Origin of the sequence: Paracoccus sp. (in: a-proteobacteria) (assembly GCF_030536915.1) — a bacterium.
In the GTDB taxonomy this organism is placed as follows: Bacteria; Pseudomonadota; Alphaproteobacteria; order Rhodobacterales; family Rhodobacteraceae; genus Paracoccus.
In genome coordinates this window covers 1-9,576 of record NZ_JAUNPC010000002.1, presented here as the reverse complement: position 1 = coordinate 9,576, position 9,576 = coordinate 1, and the positions used below count along the sequence as shown (strand labels likewise).

7 protein-coding genes are annotated in these 9,576 nt (G+C 68.9%); 4 read left to right on the top strand and 3 right to left on the bottom strand.

The window, feature by feature from the left end; genetic code table 11:
• Window positions 1-5: 5 nt before the first annotated feature.
• Window positions 6-326, top strand: coding sequence for a thioredoxin (trxA, locus tag Q4F04_RS00745; RefSeq protein WP_303367927.1), 321 nt, complete (start codon window positions 6-8; stop codon window positions 324-326).
• A 32-nt stretch (window positions 327-358) separates the two neighbouring features.
• Here the strand turns inward: trxA and Q4F04_RS00740 are convergent, their stop codons facing one another.
• The gene (locus Q4F04_RS00740; protein WP_303367926.1) at window positions 359-2,050 is read right to left on the bottom strand and encodes a bifunctional diguanylate cyclase/phosphodiesterase; all 1,692 of its coding nucleotides are present in this window, start codon (window positions 2,048-2,050) and stop codon (window positions 359-361) included.
• Between the two features lie 168 nt (window positions 2,051-2,218).
• Here Q4F04_RS00740 and Q4F04_RS00735 point away from each other — a divergent pair, with 168 nt between their 5' ends.
• From Q4F04_RS00735 to Q4F04_RS00725, 3 genes are read left to right on the top strand one after another with little or no spacing between them, the layout of a single operon-like run.
• Window positions 2,219-2,725 (top strand): 2Fe-2S iron-sulfur cluster-binding protein, encoded by a 507-nt coding sequence (locus Q4F04_RS00735; RefSeq protein ID WP_182791709.1) that lies wholly within the window; start codon window positions 2,219-2,221, stop codon window positions 2,723-2,725.
• On the top strand, window positions 2,722-3,696 hold the full coding sequence (locus Q4F04_RS00730) for a xanthine dehydrogenase family protein subunit M (protein WP_303367925.1): 975 nt from the start codon (window positions 2,722-2,724) through the stop codon (window positions 3,694-3,696). The genes Q4F04_RS00735 and Q4F04_RS00730 overlap by 4 nt, the downstream gene beginning before the upstream one ends.
• Window positions 3,696-5,909 carry a xanthine dehydrogenase family protein molybdopterin-binding subunit gene (locus Q4F04_RS00725; RefSeq protein WP_303367924.1) on the top strand — a complete coding sequence of 738 codons (2,214 nt, stop codon included), beginning with the start codon at window positions 3,696-3,698 and terminating at the stop codon, window positions 5,907-5,909. The genes Q4F04_RS00730 and Q4F04_RS00725 overlap by 1 nt, the downstream gene beginning before the upstream one ends.
• Window positions 5,910-5,924: 15 nt before the next feature.
• Here Q4F04_RS00725 and Q4F04_RS00720 read toward each other — a convergent pair whose 3' ends face one another.
• Both Q4F04_RS00720 and pheT read right to left on the bottom strand, forming a co-directional pair.
• Window positions 5,925-7,523: a M10 family metallopeptidase C-terminal domain-containing protein gene (locus Q4F04_RS00720; RefSeq protein ID WP_303367923.1), complete on the bottom strand. Its 1,599-nt coding sequence runs from the start codon at window positions 7,521-7,523 to the stop codon at window positions 5,925-5,927.
• Window positions 7,524-7,631: 108 nt separating this feature from the next.
• Window positions 7,632-9,576 (bottom strand): phenylalanine--tRNA ligase subunit beta (gene pheT / locus Q4F04_RS00715; RefSeq protein WP_303367922.1); only part of this gene is annotated, 1,945 nt, incomplete at its 5' end.

Sequence of the window (9,576 nt, the reverse complement as noted above, 5' to 3'; positions counted from 1 at the left end):
GCCAAATGGCCACGATGAAAGCCACCGACGCCGATTTCGACAGCGTCGTCCGTCAGTCCGATGTCCCCGTCGTGGTGGACTTCTGGGCCGAATGGTGCGGCCCCTGCCGCCAGATCGGCCCGGCGCTGGAGGAGCTGTCCGACGAATACGCCGGCCGCGTGAAGATCGTGAAGATCAACGTGGACGAGAACCCCGACACGCCTGCCACGCTGGGCGTGCGCGGCATCCCGGCGCTGTTCATGTTCAAGGACGGCGAGGTCGTGTCGAATCGCATGGGCGCCGCGCCCAAGGCCTCGCTGAAGGCCTGGATCGACGAAGCCGTCTGACGCCCCTGAACGCCGCCCGAACGGGGCGGCGTTCACGCCACCGCCGGGCGATTCCCGTAAAGATCGGCCAACCGCCGCGGCCGGTCGAAGTAATAGCCCTGCACCAGCCGGACACCCGCGGCCCGCAGGGATTCCAGTTCGGCGTCCGTCTCGATCCCTTCGGCCACCACCGTGAGCCCGAGGTCGTCGCAGAGGTTGACGACATGGCGCAGCACCAGCCAGGCGCGGTCGCTGGTGCAGCAATCGGCGATGAAGTCGCGCGACAGCTTGATCCCGTCGAAGCGGCCGGAACTGACATGCGACAGGGCCGCATATTCCGTGCCGAAATCGTCCAGCACCAGCCGGAAGCCGTGGCGGCGCAGGCTTTCGACCTCGGCCCCCGAGGCGACGGCGCTGGCCGAAACGCTTTCCGTCAGCTCCAGCGTCAGCCGCCGAGGATCGACCCCATGGGCGCCGACGATCGCGGCTGCGGCATCGGCAAAGCCCGGCTCGGCCAGTTGCCGGGCCGAGACATTGACGTTCAGCCGCACATCCCCCGGCGTGCGCAGCAGGTCGGCGCAGGCGCGGTCCAGGACCCAGCGCCCCAGTTCCGAGATCATGCCGTTCTGCTCGGCCAGCCGCACGAAGGTCGATGGCTCGATGCGCCCGAACTGCGGGTGCTGCCAGCGCAGCAGCGCCTCGAAGGCAAAGACCTGCGCACTGTCCAGCGACACGATGGGCTGGTATTCCAGAAAGAACTCGTTGTTGCGGCAGGCCGAGCCGATGGCGTGCAGCAGCAGTTGCCGCGCGTCCGATTCGTCCTGCATCGCGGCTTCGAAGCGGACCGCCGTGCCCGGCTGCGACTTGGCGTGGTAAAGCGCCAGGTCCGCCCGCCGCAGCACGGTCGAGACGGGATTGGGCGCGGTCCAGTCCGCATCGGCGATGCCGGCGCTGATACCCGTCAGGCAGCGCAGGCTGCCGATGGCGAAGCCCCCGGCGCAGATGGCCGACAGCCGCGCGAACAGCGCCTGCGCCTCGGCCTCGTCGGCCAGCACGGCGCAGAATTCATCCCCGCCCATCCGCGCGCAGACGGCATGAGGCGGGGCGCTGGCGGCCAGCGCCCGGGCCAGCCGCACCAGGAAGCGGTCGCCGACATGGTGGCCGTGGATGTCGTTGATCGCCTTGAAGCGGTCCACGTCGATCAGCGCCACCGTGGCCGAGGCGTCCTTGTCCGACAGCCTGTGCAGGTGATCGTAAAGCGAACGGCGGTTGCCGAGGCCGGTCAGCGCATCGCGTTCCGCGAGATAGCGGGCGCGTTCCAGCGCCAGCCGTTCCTCGTGCATGTCCTCCAGCGTGCCGACCCATTCGGCCGGGTAGCCCGGCTTTTCGGGGATCAGCACCCCGCGCCCGCGCATCCAGCGCCAGCGGCCCTGGGCATCGAGGACCCGGCCTTCCGCCAGCACCGAACTGCCGATCTCGCGCCCGCGGAAATCCAGCCGGGCGCGGTCATCGGGGTGGAAGCGGGCGATCGCCGCGCGGTCCAGCGCGCTGTGATCGGGCTGGCCGGTCAGCGCCTGCCAGCCCTTGGCCGCGATGATGCGCCCCGACAGATCCGCACGCCACAGGACCAGAGCCCCCGCCCTCAGCGCCGCGCTGTAGCGTTCGCAACTGCGCTGCAGGATCTCCTCGGGCGTGGCGGACGCGGTATCATCGCCCAGGAAGCCGTCGTCGTGCCAGTCAACCATGGGTTTTACACGTCACAAGCAATCCTTTCGTTTCTACAAGCGAATTCCCGCCGGTCAAAGGGAAACTGCTTGCCATGTCCGCGGCGTCACGGCCCGCGGCGGCTGCGCCACAGGGAACCGGTCCGGATGCCCGTCGTTGGGGACACAGCCAACCTTCGGGGAACAGCCATGCAGATCAGCCTGACCATCAACGGCCAGCCGCGCGAGCTTGAGATCGACGACCCGCGCGTGACCCTGCTGGACCTGCTGCGCCAGCGCCTGGACCTGACCGGGACCAAGAAGGGCTGCGACCATGGCCAATGCGGCGCCTGCACGGTGCTGCTGGACGGCCAGCGGATCAATTCCTGCCTGACGCTGGCCGTCATGCACGACGGGGCCGCCATCACCACCATCGAGGGGCTGGGCACGCCCGAGGCGATGTCGGACCTGCAGCGCGCCTTTGTCACCCACGACGGGATGCAATGCGGCTATTGCACGCCGGGGCAGATCGTCTCGGCCACCGCCATGCTGGAGGAAGCGGCCCGCGGCTGGCCCAGCGCCGTCAGCCCCGATCTGACCGCACCGACCTTCGACGAGGAGGAGGTGAGGGAACGGATGTCGGGGAACCTCTGCCGCTGTTCCTGTTATCCAAACATCGTTGATGCGATCCGCAGCGTGGCGGAGGATGCGGCATGATCCCCTTTACCTACCAGCGCGCGGGCGACGAGGTTGCGGCTCTGGCCGCACAGGGCCGCTTCATCGCCGGGGGCACCAACCTTCTGGACCTGATGAAGCTGGAAATCGAGCGTCCGCCGGCGCTGGTGGACATCAATCCCCTGCCCTTGGCCGGGATTTCCGAAGAAGCCGAGGGCCTGCGGATCGGCGCCATGGTCCGCAATGCCGAACTGGCGGCGGACGAGCGGGTGCGCCTGAACTGGCCGCTTCTGTCCCGCGCGATCCTGTCGGGGGCCAGCCCCCAGATCCGCAACCGTGCCTCGACCGGCGGCAACCTGCTGCAGCGGACAAGGTGCCCGTATTTCTACGACCTCGACGCCCGCTGCAACAAGCGCGAGCCGGGGTCTGGCTGCGATGCCATCGGCGGGCGGAACCGCAACCTCGCCATTCTTGGCGCCTCTGAAAACTGCATTGCCACCTTTCCGGGCGACATGGCCGTGGCGCTGGTGGCGCTGGACGCGCAGGTGGAAATCACCAGCCCCTCGGGGGTGCGGACGATCCCGGTGGCCGAATTCCACCGCCTGCCGGGAGATCATCCCGAACGCGACACCGTGCTGGAACCGGGCGAACTGATCCGCGCGGTCCTGCTGCCTGCACCCACGGGCGGCATCCAGATCTACCGCAAGGTCCGCGACCGGCGCAGCTATGCCTTTGCGCTGGTCTCGGTCGCGCTGGACCTGACGATCGAGGAAGGACGCATCGCCCGCGTCGCGCTGGCCATCGGCGGGGTCGCCGCAAAGCCCTGGCGGGTGCCCGAGGCCGAGGCGGCGCTGACCGGCACCACGGGCGACGCGACCGCCGTGGACGCAGCCGCCGACATCATCCTGAGGGACGCGCGGGGACAGGGCGACAACGACTTCAAGATCCCGCTGCTGCGGCGGAGTCTGCAGGCCGCCATGCGGCAGGCCATTGACGGCAGGGAGGTTGCGTGATGCGCGATGCCATCGAACTGAAGCTGTCCCACCGGATGGATGCGAAGGACGAGACGAACTTCCTCGACGGCACGGCGCAGGGGGTCATCCATGCGCCGTTGGATCGTCCCGACGGGCCGCTGAAGGCCACCGGTCGCGCCACCTATGCCGACGAGGACCACCCCGCGGGCACGGTCTACGGCTTCTTCGTCCGCAGTCCCATCGGCAAGGGCTTCGTCACCGGGCTGAACAAGGCTGAACTGATGGCGATGCCCGGCGTGCTGGCGGTGCTGCGCGACGACCGGATGCTGCAGACCCCGGCGCAGGGTCAGGCGGGCAAGGCGCCGATGCGGGGACCGTCCGAGATCCTTTATGTCGGCCAGCCCATCGCGCTGGTCGTGGCCGAAACCTTCGAGCAGGCCCGCCATGCCGCCCTGAATGCCCGGCCCGAGCTGATCGAGCGCAAGCCCGCGGTCAGCGCCGAGCCTTCCGACTATGCCACCCCCAAGGCCAAGCAATCGGCGCAGGGCGATCTCGACCGCGCCATGACCGAGGCCGCGCATCGGCTGGACGTGACCTACACGACCCCCTCGATGACCCATGCCGCAATGGAACCCCATGCCGCCGTCGCCTGGTGGGAAGACGGCAGGCTGACGGTGCGCGGATCGTACCAGATGCTCAAGTTCAACAAGGCCGAGCTGGCGGATGCGCTGGGGGTGCGGCCAAAGGATGTCCGCATCCTGTCGCCCTTTGTCGGCGGCGGCTTCGGCAGCAAGCTCGGCATCTCGCACGAGGCGGTGGCGGCGGCCATCGCGGCGAAGAAGCTGGGCCGGCCGGTCGCCATCGCGCTGCACCGGCGCAATGTCTGCGAGGCGACCACGCGGCGGTCGGAATCGCGCCAGCGGGTGCGGCTGGCGGCGGATGCCGAGGGGCGGCTGACCGGCTTCGGGCATGAGGCCTGGGTTTCCTCGCTTCCAGGAGAGTCGTTCTCGGAGCCGGTGACGCAGGCCTCGCCCTTCACCTATGCGGGCGAGAATCGGGTGATCGGCCACCATGTCGCCTCGTTGAACGTGACCAATGCGGGGTCCATGCGGGCGCCGGGCGAGGCGATCGGCGTGCCGGTCATCGAATGCGCGATGGACGAACTGGCCGAGGCCACGGGGATCGATCCCATCGACCTGCGGCTGCGGAACATCCCCGAGGACGAACCGGGCACGGGTCGCGCCTATTCCTCGCACCGCATGGCGGACTGCCTGCGCGCGGGGGCCGAGGCCTTCGGCTGGGACCAGCGCCAGCCCGCAGGCAGCCGGCGCGAGGGCGAATGGCTGGTGGGCATCGGCATGGCGACCGCGGTGCGGGTCAACATGCTGCAGGAATCCGAGGCCACGGTGATCCTCAACCCCGACGGCACCGCGCGGGTCGAAACCGACATGACCGACATCGGCACCGGCAGCTACGCGATCCTGACCCAGATCGTGGCCGAAGCGCTGGGCCTGCCCATGGACCGGGTGACGACAGTGCTGGGAGACAGCGAACTGCCGCCTGCCTCGGGTTCGGGCGGGTCGTTCGGGGCGGCTTCCGCGGGATCGTCGGTCCTGCTGGCGGCGCAGGCGGTCCGGGCAGAGATCGCAAGGCGGCTGGAGGTAGACCCCGAGGAACTGACGCTGAAGGACGGCGCGGCTATCGCCGGGAACCGCATCCTGCCACTGGCCGAGATCCTTGACGGCGATTCGCTGAAGGCCAAGGGCCATATCCAGCCGGGTCTTGCCGAAAAGACCGTGCGCCAGGCAAGCTGGGGCGCGCAATTCGCCGAGGTCGCCGTCAGCGCCCTGACCGGAGAGGTGCGGGTCCGCCGCCTTTCGGCGACATTCGCGACTGGCCGCATCCTCAACGAGAAGACCGCGCGCTCGCAATGCATCGGCGGCATGATCTTCGGCATCGGCGCCGCACTGATGGAGGAAGTCCAGCACGATCCCCGCGACGGCCATTTCGTCAACCGCGACCTGGCAGAATACCACGTTCCGGCGAACCTCGACGTGCCGCATATCGACGTCACCTTCCTGCCCGACCGCGACCCCTACGCGAACCCGATGCAGGCCAAGGGGATCGGCGAGGTCGCCATCTGCGGCACCGCGGGCGCGATCCTGAACGCCATCCACAATGCGACAGGCGTGCGGATCAGGGATTTCCCGGCCACGCCCGACAAGCTGATCGCGCATCTGCCGATGACCTGAGCCGGTCCCTTCGGATCACCAGATGAAGTCGTCGGTGGCGAGGTCCGAAAGCCTTGTCCATTCGATGCGCAGCGTGTGGCCGTCCTGGCGGAACTCGACATGGTTGCCAGCCTGGGTCAATTGCCCGCGGACATCGGCCCATGAATCCAGCCCGGAAAAGCTGCTGAGGTTGATGCTGTCCTGAACGGGGTCGAAGTTGCGGATGGTGTCCGAGCCGAGGTTGAAGACGAAGCGGTCGGCCCCCGCCCCCCCGCGCAGCAGGTCATTGCCCGCGCCGCCGTCGAGGAAGTCGCTGCCCCCCTCGGCCGCGAGGTCGTCGTTGCCGGGCCCGCCGTAAAGCGTGTCGTTGCCCGCGCCGCCGATGATGATGTCATGGCCGCCGCCGCCCTCGATCCGGTCGTTGCCCGCCTGGCCGAACAGCCGGTCGCCGCCATCGCCGCCATCGATCCGGTCGTTGCCGGCATTGCCCGAGATGCTGTCCGAACCGGCGCCGCCGATCAGCCGGTCATCGCCGCTGCCGCCGATCAGCACGTCATTGCCCGCCCCCCCGTCCAGATAATTCGTTCCGGTCGATTCGATCAGCCGGTCGTTTCCGGCCCCGCCGTAAAGCGAATCGTTGCCGGCGCCGCCGATCAACTGGTCGTTGCCATCCTCGCCCCAAAGCTTGTCGTTGCCGACGCCCCCGTCCAGGACGTCATTGCCGCCCCGGCCATGAAGCAGGTCGTTGCCGGCGTTCCCCGCCAGCCGGTTGGCGGCCGCATTGCCGGTGATCCGGTCGGCCCCCTGCCCGCCGGTCGCATTCTCGATCTGCGTGTCGGGCGCGATCTGCATGTTTCCCACCGCGCCCATGACGTCCGAAATCGCCCCCGGGGCAAGATCGATCCGCTGCGCCGCCGTGCTTCTGGCGAAGTTCACATGGTCGTTGCCGCCGCTGTCCGCGATCAGGAAGGCCGCCCGCGCACCGAGGCTCGCCACCGCATCCAGCGACCCGCCCGCGTTCGAGTTCACCCCGTAGACCGTGTTCCCCGCATGGATCGTCGCGGGACCATACATCTGCTTCAGCGCAAGGTAATCGGCCACCATCGGCGTCAACTGGTAGGCCTTGGTCGCGTTGACGCGGGTGTTCTCGTTCTGGTCGAAATAGGACATCAGGCTGATCTGCCAGCTGTCGTTGTGGATGGCCGACTGCGAGAACTCGCGCACCCGGCCATAATCCTGCGGATGGCCCAGGCCCAGCGCATGCAGGGTCTCGTGCATGTAGGTGCGGAAGGCGAAGCTGCCGAAGCCGTCGCTGTCGCTGACGCGGTCATTGCTGATCCGCACGGTGGCCTTGTTGATGGTCGTCCCCGAGGCGGTGGTGCGCGTGTTCGCGCCCGAGCCGTCATGGCTGTAGGTGATCTGGGCCGCGCCCGTGGTCTCGCGGAACTGCAGCCCCGTCACCTCGCCGATCCCCCCCAGAGCGGCGCGGGCCAACCATTTTTCCTGCCTCGTCAGGTCGGTGATGTTGACGCTGATCGCGCCGTCGGAACCCGGCCGCATCGTCCGGGTCACGCCGTCGCTGTAGAGGCTGGTCATCAGCCGCTGGGCATATTGCTGTGGGGATAGAACCGACACGGGCAGAATCCTTCCGAACGGGGGCAGGTCCAGACTAAATCGGCATGGACCCGCTCACCAACCTGAGATTGTTCTTGTGGTTAATCATCTACCAGGGCGCGAATGACCTCAGCCGCGCAGGGTTCCGCCGGTTGCCTTGCCGACCTTCTCGACGATCTTCGCCGCGACCGCCTCGATGTCCGCATCGGTCAGGGTCTTGCCCTTGGGCTGCAGGCGGACGGTCAGGGCGATGGATTTCTTGCCGGGGCCCATCTGTGCCTCGGCCCGCTCACCCTTGAACTCGTCGAAGACGGTGACGCGCTCGACCAGCGCCTTGTCCGCCCCTTGCGCGGCGTTCACCAGCGTCAGCGCCTCGACGCGGTTGTCCACGACAAAGGCGAAGTCGCGTTCCACCGCCTGCAGGTCGCTGATCTCCAGCGCGGGCCGCGTGGGCGTCTTGACCTTCGGCAGCGGCACGTTGCCGAGATGCACCGTGAAGGCAACCGCCGGTCCCTTGACGTCCAGCGCCTTGAGGATGCGGGGGTGGACCTCGCCGAATGTCGCCAGCCGCTTCGGCCCCAGCGCGATGTTGCCGGCGCGACCGGGATGCAACCAGCCGTCCAGCTTGCGGTCGATCTGGGCGCGGGCAGGGGCGCCGATGGCGGACAGGATCGCCTCGGCATCGGCCTTGGCGTCATGGATGTCCACCGCGCGGCGCGAGCCATGCGGATCGCGGGGGGCGTTCGCCCCGACCAGCAGGCCCGACAGCTGCACCGCCTGTTCGCCCGGCTCGCCGCCAAAGAAGACGGGGCCGACCTCGAACAGCGACAGGTCGGTGAAGCCGCGCGCCTGGTTGCGGGCGGCCGCGGCCAGCAGGCCGGGCAGCAGGTCGGGGCGCAGGTGGGTCATTTCCGACGAGATCGGGTTCTCGATCCGCACCGCATCAGAGCCGCCGCCGAAGAGCGCGGCCGAGGGCTGGTCGATGAAGCTGTAGGTCACGCATTCGTTGTAGCCCAGCGCCGCCGCCATCCGCCGGGCGGCGGATTCCCGGCGCTGCAGTGGCGTCAGCACCGGCTGCGGCACGCCCGCGCGGGGGCGCGGCAGAGGCTGGCCCTGAAGGCGCGAGAGGCTGGCGATACGGGCGATCTCCTCGACCAGGTCGGCCTCGCCCTGCACGTCGGGGCGCCACGAGGGCACATGGGCCATGTCGCCCTCCAGCCGGAAGCCGAGGGCCTCCAGCGTGGTGCGCTGCTCGGATTCGGGGATGTCCAGCCCGACGAGGCTCTGCGTCCGCGCCGGGTCCAGCCGGTAGGCGCGGGCGTGGTCCGGGGCGGCGCCCGCCTCGACCACATGGCTGGGTTCCCCGCCGCAGAGGTCGAGGATCAGCCGCGTCGCCAGTTCCAGCCCGTCGCGGGTGAAGGCCGGGTCCACGCCGCGTTCAAAGCGATAGCGGGCGTCCGAGTTGATCCTGAGCGCCCGGCCCGTGGCCGCGATGCCGATGGGCTGCCAGTAGGCGCTTTCGAGGAACACGTCGGTGGTCGCCTCGGTCACGCCCGAGGCCTCGCCGCCCATGATCCCGGCAAGGCTTTCGGGCCCGTTGTCATCCGCGATCACCAGGTCGCCCGCGCGCAGGGCATAGGTCTTGCCGTCGAGCGCGAGCAGGCTCTCGCCCTTGGCCGCACCGCGCACGGTCAGGTCGCCGTGGACCTTGCCTGCGTCGAAGACATGCAGCGGGCGGTTCAGGTCGAAGGTGAACAGGTTGGTGATGTCCACCAGCGTGGAAATCGGCCGCAGCCCGATGGCGCGCAGGCGGCTTTGCAGCCAGTCCGGCGAGGGGCCGTTCCTGACGCCCCGGATCAGGCGGCCGGCGAAATGCGGGGCGCGGTCCAGCACGTCCGGCTCGATCGTCACGCCGAGGGGGCTGTCATAGCGGCCCGCGACCGCTTCCACCGCCAGCGGCTTCAGCACCCCCAGCCCCCGCGCGGCGAGGTCGCGGGCAATCCCCCGGACGCCCAGCGCATCGGGGCGGTTCGGGGTGATCTTGATGTGGATCATCGGGTCGATCTTTTCGGGC